Origin of the sequence: Streptomyces sp. NPDC018947 (assembly GCF_044390505.1) — a bacterium.
Classification (GTDB): domain Bacteria; phylum Actinomycetota; class Actinomycetes; order Streptomycetales; family Streptomycetaceae; genus Streptomyces.
Window position 1 is genome coordinate 46643 of the sequence record NZ_JBIRZD010000004.1, and the last position, 16912, is coordinate 63554.

The window sequence follows — 16912 nt, forward strand, 5'->3', positions numbered from 1 at the left end:
GTGTCCGTCCTCGGAACGGCGCGGAATCGGTCGGCCACAGAAGTGCCGGCGTTGACGCGCCAACCGCTGCGGGCGGACACCCCCCGACCCGTCCCCTTCCCGCCGTACGCGGCTGCGGGCCGTCGTCGCCCGACCCCGGCTCCCGCCGAACCGCCCCGGCTGACCGCCCTCCCGCTGGGGCGGCACGGGTGGGCGGTGGGGGTCCCCCGCTCGAGCGAAGCCGAGGGTGGGGGAGGCACCCCGTAGCGCCGGGCGCGCGACCCACCCCCGCGCCCGTACCGACGCCGGGCGTCCAGGAAACGCCGGGCCGCGCACCCGCGCCGGGCGCCGCTGGGCCGGTGGCAGCTACATGCGGGACACGTTGCGTTCGTAGACCAGGCGGAGCCCCATCAGCGTCAGCCACGGCTCGTGCTCGTCGATGACCGACGACTCGCCCAGGACCATCGGCGCCAGACCCCCCGTCGCGATGACCGTGACGTCGTCCGGGTCGTCGGCCAGCTCGCGGGCCATGCGGTTGACGACGCCGTCGACCTGGCCGGCGAAGCCGTAGACGATGCCGGACTGCATCGCCTCCACCGTGTTCTTGCCGATCACACTCCGCGGCCGCGCCACCTCGATCTTGCGGAGCTGCGCGCCCTTCACGCCGAGTGCCTCGACGGAGATCTCTATGCCGGGCGCGATGACCCCGCCGATGTACTCCCCGCGCGCGCTCACCGCGTCGAACGTCGTCGCCGTACCGAAGTCCACGACGATCGCCGGGCCGCCGTACAGCTCGACCGCGGCGACGGCGTTGATGATGCGGTCGGCACCGACCTCCTTGGGGTGGTCCGTGAGGATGGGGACGCCGGTCTTGACGCCCGGCTCCACGAGGACCGCGGGGACGTCGCCGTAGTAGCGGCGGGTGACCTCGCGCAGTTCGTGCAGGACCGAGGGGACCGTCGCGCAGATGGCGATGCCGTCGATGCCGTCGCCCAGTTCCTCGCCGAGCAGCGGGTGCATACCCATCAGGCCCTGGAGGAGGACCGCCAGCTCGTCGGCCGTGCGGCGCGAGTCGGTGGAGATGCGCCAGTGCTCCACGATGTCCTCGCCGTCGAAGAGGCCGAGGACGGTGTGGGTGTTGCCCACGTCGATCGTCAGCAGCATGCCTCTACTCCGCTTCCCGCAGGTCCAGCCCGATGTCCAGGACGGGCGAGCTGTGGGTGAGGGCTCCCACGGCCAGGTAGTCGACGCCCGTCTCGGCGTAGGCCTTGGCGTTGGCGAGGGTCAGGCGGCCGGACGCCTCCAGGGCGGCGCGGCCCTCGACCAGGGCCACCGCCTCCTCGCACTCCCCCGGCGTGAAGTTGTCCAGCAGGATCAGGTCGGCGCCCGCGTCCAGGACCTCGCGGAGCTGGTGCAGGGTGTCGACCTCGACCTCGATGGGGACGTCCGGGAAGCGCTCGCGGACCGCGCGGAAGGCCGCCGCCACGCCGCCGGCGGCGACCACGTGGTTGTCCTTGACCAGCGCCGCGTCCGAGAGGGACATGCGGTGGTTGACGCCGCCGCCGCAGCGCACCGCGAACTTCTCCAGGGAGCGCAGGCCCGGCGTGGTCTTGCGGGTGTCGCGGACCCGGGCCTTCGTGCCCTCCAGGGCGTCCGCCCACGCGCGCGTGGCGGTGGCGATGCCCGACAGGCGGCACAGGAGGTTGAGCGCGCTGCGCTCGGCGGTGAGCAGGTCGCGGGTGCGGGTGGTGACCGACAGGAGCTTCTGGCCGGGCTCCACGCGGTCGCCGTCCGCCACGTGGCGCTCCACCTCGAACTCGTCCGTGGCGACGATCGACAGGACCGCCTCGGCGACCCTGAGGCCCGCCACGACGCCCGCCTCGCGCGCGGTGAAGTCCGCGGTGGCCACCGCGTCCTCGGGGATGGTGGCGACCGTCGTCACGTCCACGCCGTGGGCGAGGTCCTCCTGGAGGGCGACGTTCGCGATGTCCTCGACCTCCACGGGGTCGAGTCCGGACTCCAGCAGGAGTGCCGCGAGCGCGGGGTCGAGGCCGCACTCCAGGTACGTCGCCTCGTCGGTGTCCGCGCCGCAGGCGCAGCCGTCGCCGCAGCCTCCGCTGGAGGCGAGGGGAAGATCGGGGGTGTTCACTGTCACTGCTCCTGGGGACGCTGCGCCGGCTGGGGGCTCGGGGTGGTCGGGGGAAAGTCTGCGGTCTGCGTGGTGTCCACGGCGAGGGTGCGGTCGGGATTCAGCCGTACGACGATGTGGCGGCGCCACGTGGTGTCGTCCCGGTCCGCGTGGTCCTCCCGCCAGTGGCAGCCCCGCGTCTCCTCGCGCCGCGCCGCCGCGGCGACCAGGACGCGGGCCACGCACAGGAGGTTGGTGGCCTCCCAGGTGTCGACGCCGGGCTCGGCCGTCTTGCCGTTCTCGTGCAGCGCCTCGCGGGCCTCGGTGTGGAGCCGGTGCAGCCGGTCCGCCGCCCGCGCGAGGGAGTCGGCCGAGCGCAGGACGCCCGCGCCCTCGGTCATGATCCGCTGGATGGCGAAGCGGTCCTCGGACGGCAGGAGGGGGTGCGCCGGCTGGGCCGGCTGCGGCACGGGCGCCGCCGCGCCCGCGTGGAGGGTGCCGTCCGCGTGGCCCGCGACCACGTCGGCGGCGATGCGCTCGGCGTAGACCAGCCCTTCGAGGAGCGAGTTGGAGGCCAGCCGGTTGGCGCCGTGCACACCCGTGCAGGCGACCTCGCCGCACGCGTACAGGCCGGGCACCGTGGTGCGGCCCCGGGAGTCGGTGCGGATGCCGCCGGACGCGTAGTGGGCGGCCGGGGCGACCGGGATCGGCTCGGTGACCGGGTCGATGCCGTGGGCGCGGCAGGCGGCGAGGATGGTCGGGAACCGCTGCTCCCACATCCGCGCGCCGAAGTGGCGCGCGTCGAGGTACATGTGCTCGGCGCCCTGCTCCTGCATGCGGCGCGTGATGCCCTTGGCGACGATGTCGCGGGGGGCGAGTTCGGCGAGTTCGTGCTGCCCGAGCATGAAGCGCACGCCGTCGGCGTCCACCAGGTGGGCGCCCTCACCGCGTACCGCCTCGGAGACCAGGGGCTGCTGGCCCTCCGCGTCCGGGCCGAGAAAGAGCACCGTGGGGTGGAACTGGACGAACTCGAGGTCGCTGACCTCGGCGCCCGCGCGCAGGGCGAGCGCGACGCCGTCGCCCGTCGAGACGGACGGGTTGGTCGTCGCGGAGAAGACCTGGCCCATGCCGCCGGTCGCCAGGACCACGGCGGGCGCGTGGACCGCCCCGACGCCGTCGTGCTGGCCCTCGCCCATGACGTGCAGGGTGACGCCGGCCGTGCGGCCCTCGGCGTCCGTCAGGAGGTCAAGGACGAGGGCGTTCTCGATGGTGCGCACTCCCCGCGCGCGTACCGCCTCGACCAGGGCGCGGGAGATCTCCGCGCCCGTGGCGTCGCCGCCCGCGTGGGCGATGCGGCGGCGGTGGTGGCCGCCCTCGCGGGTGAGGGCGAGGCCGCCCTCGGACGACTCGTCGAAGTGCGCGCCGGTCTCGATGAGCCGCCGGACGGCGTCGGGGCCCTCGGTGACCAGGAGGCGGACGGCTTCCGTGTCGCACAGGCCGGCGCCGGCCACGAGGGTGTCGTCCAGGTGCTGCTCGGGGGTGTCGCCCTCGCCGAGGGCGGCCGCGATGCCGCCCTGCGCCCAGCGGGTGGAGCCGTCGTCGAGGCGGGCCTTGGTGACGACGACCGTGTTCAGGCCGGCGGCCTCGCAGCGCAGCGCCGCGGTGAGCCCGGCGACCCCGGAGCCGACGACGACCACGTCCGCGGCGATGGCCCAGCCGGGGGCGGGGGCGTGCAGTCGTATGCCTGTGCTGGTCACGAGGCGGCTCCGAAGGTCAGGGGGACGTTGTCGATCAGCCGGGTCGCGCCGACGCGGGCGGCGACGGCGAGGACGGCCTCTCCGGTGTGGTCGTCGCCGATCTCGGTGAAGTCGGACGGGTCGACCAGGGCGAGGTAGTCCAGCTCCAGCGGCGGGTCGAGGCGGGCGGCCTCGTCCAGGACCAGGCCGGCGGCGGCGCGGACGGCGGTGGCGCCGCCGGGGACGGAGGTGGCGACGGCGTGGGCGTCGGCCGCCGCGCGGGACTCGCCGAGCGCGCTGAGCGCCTCGGCACGCGCACGCGTGGCGGGCACTTCGCGGGCCCGCGCGCGCAGCGCCTCCTGGGCGGCGTGCCGGTCGAGGCCGGCGAACAGGGCCTGGGAGAGCGCGAGGGCGGTGCGGCGCTCGGCGGGCGAGAGGTAGCGGTTGCGGCTGGAGAGGGCCAGGCCGTCGTCCTCGCGCACGGTGGGCACGCCGACGATCTCCACGCCGAAGTTCAGGTCGCGGACCATGCGGCGGATCAGGGCGAGCTGCTGGGCGTCCTTCTGGCCGTACAGGGCCAGGTCGGGGCGGGTGAGGTGGAGCAGCTTGGCGACGACGGTGAGCATGCCGTCGAAGTGGCCGGGGCGCGAGGCACCCTCCAGGCGCTCGCCCATGGGGCCCGCCGTGACGCGGACCTGGGGCTCCCCGCCCGGGTAGACCTCCTCCACGGAGGGGGCGAAGACGACGTCCGCGCCCGCCTGCTCGGCGATCTTCACATCGGCGTCCAGGGTGCGCGGGTAGCGGTCGAGGTCCTCCCCGGCGCCGAACTGGAGCGGGTTGACGAAGACGGTGACGACCACCTCGCCGTCGGGGCCGGCGGCCCGCCGGGCCGTGCGGATCAGGGTGGCGTGTCCCTCGTGGAGGGCGCCCATGGTCATCACGACGGCCCGGCGACCGTGACGTACGCGCGCGTGCAGTTCCTCCGCGGTGCGCAGCAGGGTGGTGGTCATCGGGCGTCTCCCTCGGTGCCGTTGTTCCCGTCGGTTCCGTCGGCGCGGCCGGCCGGGTCGCTCCCGTCGGCGAGTACCCCGAGCAGGTCTTCCGCGAGTTCGGGCTTGAGCAGCCCGTGGTCCAGTGCGCGGTCGGCCGTCGCCCGGGCCATCGCCACGTAGCCGGCGACGGCCTGCGGGGCATGCGTGCGCAGTTGCGTGATGTGCGCGGCGACCGTGCCCGCGTCCCCGCGCGCGACGGGACCGGTCAGCGCGGCGTCGCCGGAGCGCAGGGCGTTGTCCAGGGCGGCGCCGAGCAGCGGGCCGAGCATGCGGTCGGGGGCCTCGACGCCGGCGGTGCGCAGCAGCTCCATGGACTGGGCGACCAGGGTGACCAGGTGGTTGGCGCCCAGGGCGAGCGCCGCGTGGTAGAGCGGGCGCTTGTCCTCGGCGATCCACTCGGGCTCGCCGCCCATCTCGATGACCAGGGCCTCGGCGGCCAGCCGCAGTTCCTCGGGGGCGGTGACGCCGAAGGAGCAGCCGGCCAGGCGCTGGACGTCCACCGGGGTGCCGGTGAAGGTCATCGCCGGGTGCAGGGCGAGCGGCAGGGCGCCGGCACGCAGCGCGGGGTCCAGCACCCTGGATCCGTACCGCCCGGAGGTGTGCACGAGGAGCTGGCCCGGGCGCACGGCGCCGGTCTCGGCGAGGCCGGCGACCAGTCCGGGCAGGGCGTCGTCAGGGACGGTCAGCAGCACCAGCTCGGCGTGGGCGAGGACCTCGGCGGGCGTCATGAGGGGCACGTCGGGCAGAAGGGCCGCGGCACGTCGTCTGGAGGCGTCGGAGACCCCGGAGACGGCCACCGGACGGTGCCCGGCGAGCTGGAGGGACGCGGCCAGCGCGGGGCCCACGCGTCCGGCGCCGACGACGCCTACCGTGAGCCGCGCGGGGCGGTCCCTGGGGTCTGGCTGTGGGGTTGTGTTCACGCGACGGCGGCCTTCCCGTTCCAGTCCGCTCGGGGTACCGGACGATTTCTCGTCATGTTAACGCGATTGGTTCCGGGGACGTCCGGTTGTCCACAGGCTGTGGGTTTTTGTGGAGCCCTGCGCGGGTCGGGCGCTCCCGCGCGCGGGCGCACTGCGCGGGCGGAAACCGCGTGCCCCGGCCGCCCTCCGCACGGCATGATCCCGGCATGACCGACACAGGGGAGACCGGGGACACGGCGGAGCGGCCGGAGCGGAGCGAGTCGCCGGAGGAGCGGCACCGGCGCACGCGCGCGCGGCGCGTGGCGGTGCATCGCGGCGCGAAGCGCCTGCTCGCGCGGCCGGGTTTCGTCGACAGCCTGCGGGACCGGATGGGCCTGCTCGACGGCGCCGAGGAGCTGTACGACCTGGACGAGTCGTCGGACGTGTACGGCGACGGCGTGGTGGAGGCGCTGGAGCGGCGGACGGCCGCCCTGCTCGGCCACGAGGCCGCCGTCTTCTTCCCGACCGGCACCATGGCCCAGCAGGTGGCGCTGCGCTGCTGGGCGGGCCGCACCGGCAACCCGGTGGTCGCCCTGCACGGCCTCGGCCACCCCGAGGTGCACGAGCGGAACGCCTTCAGCCGGGTCGGCGGCCTGCGCCCGGTGCGGCTGACCAGCGAGCCCCGGCAGCCCTCCGCCGAGGAGGTGCGCGACTTCGAGGAGCCGTTCGGCGCGCTGATGCTGGAGCTCCCGCTGCGGGAGGCCGGTTACCTGCTGCCCACCTGGGAGGAGCTGACCGGCCTCGTCGACGCGGCACGGGAGCGCGACGCGGTGGTCCACTTCGACGGGGCCCGCCTGTGGGAGTCCACGGTGCACTTCGGCCGCCCCCTGGACGAGATCGCGGGCCTCGCGGACAGCGTGTACGTCTCGTTCTACAAGTCCCTCAAGGGCTACGGGGGCGCCGCCCTGGCCGGTCCCCGCACCCTCGTGGAGGAGGCGAGGGCATGGCGGCACCGGTACGGCGGCACCGTGTTCCAGCAGTTCCCCACGGCCCTGTCGGCGCTGGCCGGCCTCCGGCGGGAGCTGCCCCGGCTGCCGGAGTACGTGACGCACGCGCGCGTGGTGGCCGCCGCGCTGCGCGAGGGCCTCGCGGCGGCCGGGGTGCCGTGGGCGCGGGTGCACCCGGAGGTGCCGCACACCCACGAGTTCCAGGTCTGGCTGCCGTACGAGCCCGACGTCGTCGGTGAGGCCGCGCTCCGGCAGGGCGAGGAGACGGGCACCGTGCTGTTCTCCGCGCCGTGGGACGAGGCCGGTCCGGGGATCGCCGTCACCGAGGTCGGGGTGGGCGCGCCGGGTCTCGCGTGGACGGCCGACGACGTGCGGGCGGCCGTCGCGGACTTCGTCGCACGGCTCCCCCGCTGACCGCACGGCCCGCGGGGCGGAGGGTCCCGCCGACCGCACGCCCCGCGGGTCGGCAGCACGCCCGGTACGAACGGGCGTCCGGGGTCAGCCGGCCGAACGCGGGGGCAGGGACCGCCACCGGCGCAGCAGGCTCCGTACGCGGCCCTCGGCGGGTCGGCCGGCGAGAACCGCCCGGAACCGGCGCCGGTCGCGCCACTCGCGCACGACCCGCGCGTCGTGGGTGCCGGGCGCGGGCGGCGCGGGCTCGCCGAGCCGCCCGGCGCGGTAGGTGTCGAGGAGGTACTGCTGGGTGACGCTCATGGCGGACCGCCCTCTCGGGGCAAGAAGGGACTCGGGTCGGGATGTCGGGCTCCGCGGCAGCCCCGGACGCCCCAGAGTGCTCCGGGCGCACCGGAGGCGTCGCGTCGATTGACGGGGGCGGTCAATCCACGGCCGGGTTGTCGGTGGGGGCGTGCACCATGGGGGCATGAGTGTGCGCATCGACATCGCGGGGCTGCGGCCGGAGAGGGTCGCCGTCGTGCCCTCGCCCCTGGCCGAGCTGTGCATGGCGCTGCACGCGCTGTCCGAGCCGGGCCACCACCCGGGGCTCCAGGGCTGGGTGACGGGTGTCACCGCCCGGCTCGACCCGCACCTGGCCGACCGGATGTGCGAGGCCGACTTCCTGTGGCGGACGACGTTCTCGGACCTCTTCCTGCCGTTCGCCGGCATCCCCGGCGCCAGCACGCTCCCCGGCGCCACCCTCGCCGAGGACCTGGACCTGCTGGACAAGCTGTCGGACGAGCAGTTCGTCGACGCGGCGCTGGAGTTCACCTGCGCCATGCCCTACGGCACCCGGGGCGCCTCCGCGCTCTCCGACGGCGTGCTGCGCCGACGGGCCCTGGACCTGGCAGCGGCCCGCGGGCCCCGGCAAGTGCGCTTCAGCGAGCGGCTGCTGGCCGACCCGCCGCGCATCCGGGACTGGCTGCGCCAGTTCCTGCGGGACTGCGACGAGGCGTTCTTCGCGGACGCCTGGTCCCGGCTGCGCCACCAGCTCGCGGCCGACGCCCGGCACAAGACGGAGCTGCTGCGGCGCAAGGGCCTCGCCGCGGCGCTGGCCGCGGTGTCCCCGGCGGTGAAGCTGGACGAGGCGGCGGGTCTGATCACCGTCGACAAGCTGGGCGACGGCCGTACGGTCACCGGGGACGGCGGCCTGATGCTGCTGCCCACCAGCTTCGGATGGCCGCACCTGTCGGTCCTGCACCGGTACGGCTGGCAGCCGGTCCTGCACTACCCCGTCGGCGCCGCCGAACCCGTCTCGCCGCCCTCGGTCGAGCAGCTCACCCTGCGGATGACCGCGCTGTCCCACCCGGTGCGCATGCGGATCTGCCGCCATCTGGCCCGCAGCGCGTACACGACGAGCGAGCTGGCCCAGGCGCACGGCATGACGCCGCCGGAGATATCCCGGCACCTGGGCGTCCTCAAGAAGGCCGGCCTGATCACCACGCGCCGCCGCGGGCGGTACGTCCTGCACCAGCTCGACGTCACCGTGGTGGCCCGGCTGGGCAGCGACTTCCTGGAGGGCATACTCCGCTGACGCGCCCCCCCGCGCCGGTCAGTCGAAGCGGATGTGACGCAGCCCCACGCCCGCCTGCCGCAGCCGGGTCCGCAGCGCGCCCCCGCGGTGGGGTTCCAGGGTGAGCCCGGCCAGGACGGCGATCCGGTCCGCCGTCTTGGGCACGGTCGTGCGGTCCGTCCACAGGTGCTCGGCGAACTCCGGCTCGCGCAGCCGCTCCAGGCAGTGGTCGAGCTTCTCCACGGCCCAGCTCTCGCGGCGCGGCCCGGTGTCCCTCCCGACGACGAACCGCAGGGCCCGCACGAGCCCGCGCTCGCGCAGCCGCCCCAGGACGGTCTCGCGTTCGGCGAGGAGCGTGAAGTGGTGGACGTCGTGGCCGAGTTCGCGCAGCCGTCCGACGGTCTCGGCGAAGTACGCCGGCTCGGTCACCGTCATGGGCGCGATCACCACACCGTCGTGCCGGGTCAGGGCCAGGTCGAGGACCTCCACCACGCCCTGCCGCCAGGACACCAGGTCCTGGAAGTCGCCCCGCAGTCCGGGCGGCATCATGCGGCGCAGACCGAAACCGGCGTGCTCGGGGTCGCAGACGACGCTCCCGGGCAGTCGGCGGCGTATCTCGTGCGCGGTCTGTGTCTTGCCGCCCCCGAAGGGGCCGTTGATCCACAGCAGCATGCGCGGCACCCTACCGACGCCGGGGCCGCGCCGGGGCGTTCTCAGCCGTGTCCGCCGCCGGCCCGCACCAGCCCGGTCTCGTAGGCGAGGACCACCACCTGCACCCGGTCGCGCAGGCCGAGCTTGGTGAGGATGCGGCCGACGTGCGTCTTCACGGTCGCCTCGGACAGCACGAGCCGGGCCGCGATCTCCCCGTTGGACAGCCCCTGCGCGACCAGCACCATCACCTCCCGCTCGCGTTCGGTGAGCCGCTGCAGTTCCTTGTGCCGGGGCTGCCGGCCGGCGGCGGGCAGCATCGGCGCGAACCGGTCGAGGAGCCGGCGGGTGGTCGAGGGGGCCACCACGGCGTCGCCGCTGTGCACGGAACGGATCGCGGCGAGCAGCTCGCCGGGCGGCACGTCCTTGAGCATGAAACCGGAGGCGCCCGCCTTCAGCGCCGAGAAGGCGTACTCGTCGAGGTCGAAGGTGGTCAGGATCAGCACCTTCGGCGCGGCCGGGTCCGCGCAGATCCGGCTGGTGGCCTCCACCCCGTCCAGCTTGGGCATGCGGACGTCCATCAGGACCACGTCCACGGCGGTCGACCGCAGCACCTGGAGGGCCTCGACGCCGTCGCCCGCCTCCGCGACGACCTCCATGTCCGGCTGGGCGGCCAGCACCATCCGGAAGCCGGTGCGCAGCAGCACCTGGTCGTCGACGAGCATCACGCGGATGGTCATGGGTCTTCCGTTCTCCTGCTGGGGCGGGTGGTCGTGACAGGTGCCGGGCGGTGCGGGACGGGCGCGCAGGTCAGTGGGCGGGCTTCAGCGGCAGCAGGGCGCTGATGCGGAAGCCTCCGCCGGGCCGCGGACCCGCGTCCAGGGTCCCACCGACCATGCCGATGCGTTCCCGCATGCCGATCAGGCCGTGGCCCTGGCCGTCGAAGCCGCCCTCCTCGTACAGCTCGTGCGGGGCGCCCTTGCCGTCGTCCTCGATGAGCAGGCCGAGTCCGTCGTCGAAGTAGACCAGGCGCACGCTCGCCCCCGCGTTGGGCCCGCCGTGCTTGCGGGTGTTGGTGAGCGCCTCCTGCACGATGCGGTACGCGGTCAGCTCGACGCCGCTGGGCAGCGGGCGCGGGGTGCCCTCCACCTTGAAGTCGACGGGCAGCCCGGAGGTGCGGCACTGCTCGACCAGTTCCTCGATCTGCTGGACGTCGGGCTGCGGGACGTACTCCCCGGCCTCCTGGTGCTCGCCGGTGCGCAGCACGCCGAGCAGGCGGCGCATCTCGGCCAGGGCCTGCCGACCGGTGGAGGAGATGGTCTCCAGGGCCTTCTTCGCCTGGTCGGGCGCCGCGTCCAGGACGTAGGCGGCACCGTCGGCCTGCACCACCATCACGGAGACGTTGTGCGCGACGACGTCGTGCAGTTCCCGCGCGATCCGGGCCCGCTCCGCGGCGACGGCGACCTTGGCCTGGGCCTCGCGCTCCTTCTCCAGCCGGGCGGCCCGCTCCTCGAGCTGGGCGAAGTAGGCGCGGCGGGTGCGGATGGAGTCGCCGAGCACCCAGGCGAGGGCGAACGGCACCGCCTGGAAGACCGTTATGGCGATGTTGCCCGCTATGCCCGTGTGGTCGCTGGGCCAGCGGAGCTGCGCGAGGGGCGCCGCGCACAGGCCCATCGTGAGCGCGACCCGGGAGGCCCAGCGGGCGCCGGTCGCGGCCACCGTGTAGACGATCACCAGCAGGGCGAAGTCGGCGGGCATCGTGGCGACGTCCAGCGCGAGCTGGCCCACGCCGAGCGCGGCGCCCAGCAGCAGCATCTTCTCCGGCATCCGCCGGCGCAGCGCGATCACCAGGCAGAGCAGCACCGCGAGGGGGACGATCAGCGCCGTGACGGCCGTCCCGGGCTCCTCCTGCCGCGGGGCGACGGACGTCAGGGAGATCCCGAGCAGGACAAGGGCCCAGAAACAGTCGACCCCGGTCGGGTGTCTGCGGAGGAAATCGTAGAGGCGCTGCACGTAACCCAGCGTAGGGAAGCGGAATAGGTGCAGGGGTCAACCGAAGGGCCGATCCCCGCACCGCGCGCGTACTCCGCAAGGTGGAGGCTCCGCTCCCCTGTACGCCTAGCCTGGCCCTGTGACGGCGAGAACAGCGGTGACCGGAGAGGCGTGGGTGGCCGAAGGAGGCTGGCGGGGCTGGCGTGAGGCCACGGCCGAGGCCCTGTACGGACCGGAGGGGTTCTACAGGGGACCGGAGGGGCCCGCCGGGCACTTCCGTACGTCCGTGCACGCGTCGCCGCTGTTCGCCGGGGCCGTGGCGCACCTGCTGTGCCGGGTCGACGCCGCGCTGGGCCGGCCCGCGTCACTGGACTTCGTGGACATGGCCGCAGGGCGCGGTGAGCTGGTCACCGGGGTGCTGGCCGCGCTGCCCGCCGGCGTGGCCGCGCGCACCCGCGCGTACGCCGTCGAGGTCGCGGGACGCCCCGACGGGCTCGACCCGCGCGTCGCGTGGCTGGCCGAACCGCCGTGCGAGGTGACGGGGCTGCTGTTCGCCAACGAGTGGCTGGACAACGTCCCGGTGGACGTGGCGGAGGTGGACGACGGCGGCGTGGCGCGGCGGGTGCTCGTCCGGGGCGACGGGACGGAGCGGCTCGGGGAGCCGGTGGACGGGGCCGACGCGGCGTGGCTGGCGCGGTGGTGGCCGCTGCCGGCGGAGGAGGGGCTGCGCGCCGAGATCGGGCACCCCCGCGACACGGCGTGGGCGGCCGCCGTCTCGACGCTCCGCCGAGGGCTGGCCGTGGCCGCCGACTACGCCCACACGAGGGACACCCGCCCGCCGTTCGGCACGCTCACCGGGTTCCGGGAGGGCCGGGAGACGCGTCCGGTGCCGGACGGCTCCTGCGACATCACCGCGCATGTGGCACTGGACGCGTGCGCGAAGGCCCCGGGGGCGGCGGGAGGGGCGGACACCGGCCCGGACGAGCGGGAAGCGGGGCGCGATCGGCACGGGTCGGCGCACACACCGGCGCACGCGCTCCCCGCCGCCCGGCTGCTCCCCCAGCGCGACGCCTTGCGCGCCCTCGGTGTCGCGGGCGCACGCCCCCCGCTGGCGCTCGCCTCCACCGACCCGGCGGCGTACCTGCGCGCCCTCGCGGGTGCCTCACAGGCCGCCGAGCTGATCGCTCCGGGCGGCCTCGGCGACTTCGTGTGGCTCGTCCAGCCGGTGGGGCCCCTCGACGCCGACCGGCTACTTGTCGATGTCCCCGACGACGAAGAACAGTGACCCCAGGATCGCCACCATGTCCGCGACCAGCGTCCCGGGCAGCAGCTCGGTGAGCGCCTGGATGTTGTTGTAGGAGGCCGAGCGCAGCTTCAGCCGGTACGGGGTCTTCTCGCCCTTGCTGACCAGGTAGTAGCCGTTGATGCCGAGGGGGTTCTCGGTCCACGCGTACGTGTGGCCCTCGGGCGCCTTCAGCACCTTGGGCAGCCGCTGGTTGATCGGGCCGGGCGGCAGCCCGGCGAGGCGGTCCAGGCAGGCGTCGGCGAGGTCGAGGGCGTTGTGCGTCTGCTCCAGGAGGCACTCGAAGCGGGCGAGGCAGTCGCCCTCGGTCCGGGTGACGACCTTCAGGGTGTCCTGGAGTTCGCCGTAGGCCAGGTACGGCTCGTCGCGGCGCAGGTCGAAGTCGACGCCGGAGGCGCGGGCGATGGGCCCGCTGACGCCGTACGCGTGCACGGCCCCGGCGCTCAGGGCGCCCACCCCGCGCGTGCGGCCACGGAAGATCTCGTTGCCGAGCACCAGGTCGTCGAAGACGTCCATGCGGGAGCGCACGGCGGCGACGGCGGCACGCGCGCGTGCCGCCCAGCCGGACGGCAGGTCCTCCTTGAGGCCGCCGACGCGGTTGAACATGTAGTGCATGCGCCCGCCGGAGACCTCCTCCATGACGTTCTGGAGGACCTCCCGCTCCCGGAAGGCGTAGAAGACCGGCGTGATGCCGCCCAGCTCCAGCGGGTACGACCCGAGGAACATCAGGTGGTTGAGGACCCGGTTCAGCTCCGCGAGCAGCGTCCGCGTCCACACCGCGCGCGGGGGGACCTCCATGCCGAGCATCCGCTCGACGGCGAGGACGACGCCCAGCTCGTTGGAGAACGCCGACAGCCAGTCGTGCCGGTTGGCGAGCACGATGATCTGACGGTAGTCACGGGCCTCGAACAGCTTCTCCGCGCCGCGGTGCATGTAGCCGATCACGGGCTCCGCGCTCGTGATCCGCTCGCCGTCCAGGACGAGCCGCAGCCGCAGCACGCCGTGCGTGGACGGGTGCTGGGGGCCGATGTTGAGCACCATGTCGGTGCTCTCCGCGGCGCCGCCGATACCGACCGTGGTCTCCGTCGTAGGAGTCATGACCACAGTCTCCCCTACGTACGCTGGCCCCATGGAGACGGGGAGCCCGGACGGCACGGGCACGGCGGGGGCGACCGGCGGGGCCGGTGCGGTGGCGGACGAGCCGGTGTGGACCGGGCTGCCGCCGGGACTGCTGCGGATGCGGCGGCTGTTGCTGGTGGTGTGGACGGGGCTGCTGACGATCGCCGCCGGCATCGTGCCCGCCCTGCTCCTGGCACCCGCCTGGGCTGCCTCGGCGCTGCTGCCGCCAGCCCTGCTGGTCTGGGGCTGGAGGATGCTGGAACGCAACTGGCGCTCCTGGCGGTACGCCGAGCGCGCCGACGACCTGCTGATCAGCCGGGGCGTGCTGTGGCGGAAGGAGACCGTCGTGCCGTACGGCCGGATGCAGCTCGTCGAGGTGAAGTCGGGTCCGGTCGAGCGGCACTTCGGGCTGGCCCGCGTGCAGTTGCACACGGCCGCCGCCGCGAGCGACGCGGCCGTCCCGGGCCTGGACCCGAAGGAGGCGGAACGGCTGCGCGACCGACTCACCGAGCTGGGCGAGGCCCGGTCGGCGGGGCTGTGAGCGCCCCGGGCGCCGGCGACGGGACGACCGAACGCCGGCTGCATCCCGTCACGCCGCTGCGGCGGGCGTGGGCACCGGTCGCCGTGGTCATCGGCTGGGCCGTGCACGACCCCGACCAGACGCAGCGCCAACTGGCGCGGCTGACCACCACCACGCTGCTGCTCGGCCTGGCCGCGCTGATCCCGGCCGCCGCCCTGTACGGCTTTCTGACCTGGTGGTTCACCCGCTTCGCGGTGACGGACACCGAGCTGCGCATCCGTACCGGTCTGCTCTTCCGGCGCACCGCGCACATCCGCCTCGAACGCATCCAGGCCATCGACGTCACCCAGCCGCTGCTGGCCCGCGTCGCCGGGGTCGCCAAGCTGAGGCTCGACGTCATAGGTGCCGACAGGAAGGACGAGCTGGCCTTCCTGGGCGCCGCCGAGGCCCGGGCGCTGCGGGCCGAGCTGCTCGCGCGCGCGGCCGGCTTCGCGCCCGAGACCGCGCACGAGGTGGGCGAGGCGCCCTCGCGGCACCTGCTGCGCGTGCCGCCCGGCGTCCTCGCCGCCTCCCTGCTGCTGACGGTCGGGGTGTGGGTGGCGGTGGCCGCCGCCGTGGTCGTACCGGCGCTGCTGTGGACGGCCACCCACAGCCTGTGGACGATCCTGGCGACCGCGCTGCCGCTGCTGGGCGCGGCGGGTGCGAGCAGCGTCGGCCGGTTCGTCGGGGAGTACGACTGGACGGTGGCCGAGTCACCGGACGGGCTGCGCATCGACCACGGGCTGCTGGACCGGGCGCACGAGACGGTGCCGCCGGGCCGGGTGCAGACGGTGCGGATCGTGGAACCGCCGCTGTGGCGGCTCCGCGGCTGGGTCCGGGTCGAACTGGACGTGGCCGGGTCGTCGAACTCGGTGCTGCTGCCGGTCGCCCCGCGCGAGATCGCCGAGTCGGTCGTCGCGCGGGTGCTGCCCGGGGTGAGCGTGCCGGAGCCGTCGGCGCTGTCGCGTCCGCCCGGGCGCTCGCGCTGGTACCTGCCGCTGTGGTGGCGCGGCCACCGGCTGGTGGTCACCGACGCGGTGTTCGCCGCCCGGCACGGGCTGCTGCGGCGGAGCCTGGCGCTGGTGCCGCACGCCAAGGTCCAGAGCGTGCGGCTGACCCAGGGGCCCTGGCAGCGGGCCCTGGGGATCGCCGACGTACGGGTGGACACGGGAGCGAACAAGACGGTGCCCGCGCGGCTGCGGGACGCCGAAGAGGCGGCGGGGCTGCTGCGCGGGCAGGCGGAACGCTCGCGGACGGGGCGGCGCGACGCGCGGCCGGACCGGTGGATGGCGTAGCGCCCCACCGGTCCCGCGTTGGTCAGGACGCGGCGCTGCGCAGTCCCTGTACGTCGATCTGCTCGGTCTCGTCGTGGGCCGTCAGGTCGATCACCCGGCCCACCGCGCGGGACTCCTCGCCGGCCGGCTTGAAGGCGGCCTCCGTCTCGGCCTCGTGCAGTGCGAGGGCCTCCTGGCCGACCACGTCGGCGAGATCCTCGTTCTGGACGGCCTCCAGGGCGGCGGGGGACGCCGTGGTGTCCTTGGCGTTCTTCGTGCCGAAGAAGTCGAAACCGCCCTCGGCCACCGGGCGCCGCGCGGGAGCGGCCGGCACCACGGCCACCGCGGCCGGCACGGGGTGGTGCGCCGCGGGCTGCTCCCCGGTCCGCGCGGACCGCTCGCCGGGCCGGCCCGACTGCGTGGCGCCGGGGGCGGTCTCGTGCCCGTCGGCCGCCTCGGGCCGCTCCGGGGCGGTCTCCTCCCGCGCCGCCTCGGCCGCCGCGGCGGACTCGCCGCCGCCCTTGCCGCCGCCGTCACCGTCGTCGCCGCCGTCGTCACCGTCGCCGGCCTCCTGGTCCGCCGCCGTGGACGCGTCGCCGGCGAGCCGGGCCAGCGCGGAGTTCGCCCGCAGGTACAGCTCGGCCCCCGCCGGGGAGAACACGGCGGGGAACCCGGCCCTCTCTTCACCGGCCTCGGGCACACGGGTCTCCTGCTCCGGCGCCGGACGGGCGGCGGGCAGCGCGGGCGCCGACGGCGTCGCCTCGATCTCCAGCAGGCGGCGGCCCTCCAGCGCGCTGGCGCGTTCGGTCTCCGCGGTGGCGTACCGGCGCAGCAGGGCGGCGTGCTCGTTGCGCAGGCCCGCCAGCTCCGCGCGCTTGGCCCGCAGCCGCTGCTCCAGCTTCACGCGCAGCTCGCGCGACTCGTCGAGGTCGGACTCCAGTTCGGCGACCCGCTCCTCGAAGCGCCACTCGTCGCTGGCACGCGCGCGCGTGAGGTCGGCGACGCGCTTGCCGGCCTGGGCGTCCCAGTGGCGCATGACGACCGCGCCGACGACCGCCGTCACCGCGGCGGCCCCCGCGAGCGCGCGGAGAATCACCGCCTCACTGAACACCCAGGGGCTGAACGCGCAGACGACCGATACGCCTGCGATCGCCGACGGAGGAAGCAGCCTGTGCAGAGGCGGGGAATGACGGTGACGTCCACGTGGCATGGCCAGAAACTTACCGCGCGTAGGCGAATCTTGGCGCCCC

16 protein-coding genes are annotated in these 16912 nt (G+C 74.9%); 5 read left to right on the forward strand and 11 right to left on the reverse strand.

Annotated elements, in window-relative coordinates:
• Positions 1-345: 345 nt before the first annotated feature.
• The 5 genes from ACH499_RS10450 to ACH499_RS10470 are packed head-to-tail and all read right to left on the reverse strand — an operon-like array spanning position 346 to position 5815.
• Positions 346-1143 (reverse strand): type III pantothenate kinase, encoded by a 798-nt coding sequence (locus tag ACH499_RS10450; RefSeq protein ID WP_007452180.1) that lies wholly within the window; start codon positions 1141-1143, stop codon positions 346-348.
• Between the two features lie 4 nt (positions 1144-1147).
• Positions 1148-2128: a carboxylating nicotinate-nucleotide diphosphorylase gene (nadC, locus tag ACH499_RS10455; RefSeq protein ID WP_356207115.1), complete on the reverse strand. Its 981-nt coding sequence runs from the start codon at positions 2126-2128 to the stop codon at positions 1148-1150.
• A gap of 2 nt (positions 2129-2130) precedes the next feature.
• On the reverse strand, positions 2131-3864 hold the full coding sequence (locus ACH499_RS10460; RefSeq protein WP_399014817.1) for an L-aspartate oxidase: 1734 nt from the start codon (positions 3862-3864) through the stop codon (positions 2131-2133).
• Positions 3861-4853: a pantoate--beta-alanine ligase gene (gene panC / locus ACH499_RS10465; protein ID WP_356207109.1), complete on the reverse strand. Its 993-nt coding sequence runs from the start codon at positions 4851-4853 to the stop codon at positions 3861-3863. The genes ACH499_RS10460 and panC overlap by 4 nt, the downstream gene beginning before the upstream one ends.
• Positions 4850-5815, reverse strand: a complete 966-nt coding sequence (locus ACH499_RS10470) for a DUF2520 domain-containing protein (protein WP_356207106.1) — start codon at positions 5813-5815, stop codon at positions 4850-4852. The genes panC and ACH499_RS10470 overlap by 4 nt, the downstream gene beginning before the upstream one ends.
• 206 nt (positions 5816-6021) lie before the next feature.
• On the opposite strand from ACH499_RS10470, the gene ACH499_RS10475 reads away from it, so the two are divergent.
• On the forward strand, positions 6022-7215 hold the full coding sequence (locus ACH499_RS10475) for a beta-eliminating lyase-related protein (protein WP_356207104.1): 1194 nt from the start codon (positions 6022-6024) through the stop codon (positions 7213-7215).
• An 84-nt stretch (positions 7216-7299) separates the two neighbouring features.
• On the opposite strand, the gene ACH499_RS10480 is transcribed toward ACH499_RS10475, so the two are convergent.
• Positions 7300-7515, reverse strand: a complete 216-nt coding sequence (locus ACH499_RS10480; protein ID WP_356207101.1) for a hypothetical protein — start codon at positions 7513-7515, stop codon at positions 7300-7302.
• Positions 7516-7681: 166 nt separating this feature from the next.
• On the opposite strand from ACH499_RS10480, the gene ACH499_RS10485 reads away from it, so the two are divergent.
• Positions 7682-8788 carry a DUF5937 family protein gene (locus ACH499_RS10485; RefSeq protein WP_399014820.1) on the forward strand — a complete coding sequence of 369 codons (1107 nt, stop codon included), beginning with the start codon at positions 7682-7684 and terminating at the stop codon, positions 8786-8788.
• Positions 8789-8806: 18 nt separating this feature from the next.
• Here ACH499_RS10485 and ACH499_RS10490 read toward each other — a convergent pair whose 3' ends face one another.
• From ACH499_RS10490 to ACH499_RS10500, 3 genes are all read right to left on the reverse strand, one after another.
• Complete coding sequence (locus ACH499_RS10490; protein WP_399014822.1) at positions 8807-9439, reverse strand: AAA family ATPase; 633 nt, start codon at positions 9437-9439, stop codon at positions 8807-8809.
• Between the two features lie 41 nt (positions 9440-9480).
• Positions 9481-10155, reverse strand: a complete 675-nt coding sequence (locus ACH499_RS10495; protein WP_356207092.1) for a response regulator transcription factor — start codon at positions 10153-10155, stop codon at positions 9481-9483.
• A gap of 70 nt (positions 10156-10225) precedes the next feature.
• Positions 10226-11428 (reverse strand): sensor histidine kinase, encoded by a 1203-nt coding sequence (locus tag ACH499_RS10500; RefSeq protein ID WP_399014824.1) that lies wholly within the window; start codon positions 11426-11428, stop codon positions 10226-10228.
• A gap of 118 nt (positions 11429-11546) precedes the next feature.
• On the opposite strand from ACH499_RS10500, the gene ACH499_RS10505 reads away from it, so the two are divergent.
• A complete protein-coding gene (locus tag ACH499_RS10505; RefSeq protein ID WP_399014826.1) occupies positions 11547-12692 on the forward strand; it encodes an SAM-dependent methyltransferase in 1146 nt (381 codons plus the stop codon).
• Here the strand turns inward: ACH499_RS10505 and ACH499_RS10510 are convergent.
• Positions 12657-13808 (reverse strand): NADH-quinone oxidoreductase subunit D, encoded by a 1152-nt coding sequence (locus ACH499_RS10510; RefSeq protein ID WP_356207083.1) that lies wholly within the window; start codon positions 13806-13808, stop codon positions 12657-12659. The two genes, ACH499_RS10505 and ACH499_RS10510, sit on opposite strands and share 36 nt — an antisense overlap.
• Positions 13809-13839: 31 nt before the next feature.
• Between ACH499_RS10510 and ACH499_RS10515 the strand changes: the two genes are divergently transcribed.
• Both ACH499_RS10515 and ACH499_RS10520 read left to right on the forward strand, forming a co-directional pair.
• Complete coding sequence (locus ACH499_RS10515) at positions 13840-14370, forward strand: PH domain-containing protein (RefSeq protein WP_399014829.1); 531 nt, start codon at positions 13840-13842, stop codon at positions 14368-14370.
• Entirely contained in the window at positions 14367-15683 is a 1317-nt protein-coding gene (locus tag ACH499_RS10520; RefSeq protein WP_399014831.1) for a PH domain-containing protein, read from the forward strand. The genes ACH499_RS10515 and ACH499_RS10520 overlap by 4 nt, the downstream gene beginning before the upstream one ends.
• A 22-nt stretch (positions 15684-15705) precedes the next feature.
• Here ACH499_RS10520 and ACH499_RS10525 read toward each other — a convergent pair whose 3' ends face one another.
• Positions 15706-16872 carry a hypothetical protein gene (locus ACH499_RS10525; RefSeq protein ID WP_399014833.1) on the reverse strand — a complete coding sequence of 389 codons (1167 nt, stop codon included), beginning with the start codon at positions 16870-16872 and terminating at the stop codon, positions 15706-15708.
• Between the last annotated feature and the right edge of the window lie 40 nt (positions 16873-16912).